Annotated in this window: 1 protein-coding gene; it reads right to left on the bottom strand. The window is 62.1% G+C overall.

The window, feature by feature from the left end:
- Positions 1 to 256, bottom strand: a 256-nt coding sequence (locus AC0L3B_RS39870; protein ID WP_473383413.1) for a lyase family protein, incomplete at both ends; no start/stop codon positions are given.

The following is a 256-nucleotide window of genomic DNA, read 5'->3' as shown; positions in this document are numbered from 1 at the left end:
CATCACGTTCAGTTCGAAGTTGCCTGATTGGCCGGCAACGGTGATCACCGTGTCGTTGCCGATGACCTGGGCGGCCACCATGGCCGTGGCTTCCGGAATCACTGGGTTGACCTTGCCCGGCATGATCGATGAACCCGGTTGCAGGCCTTCCAGCTCTATTTCGCCGAGGCCGGCCAGCGGGCCGGAGTTCATCCAGCGCAGGTCGTTGGCGATCTTCATCAGCGATCCAGCGGTCGCTTTCAACTGGCCGGAGACG

The organism is Bradyrhizobium sp. Kon56 (assembly GCF_055807635.1).
The sequence above is the reverse complement of the archived record's forward strand: the minus strand, read 5'-3'. Positions and strand labels throughout refer to the sequence as shown.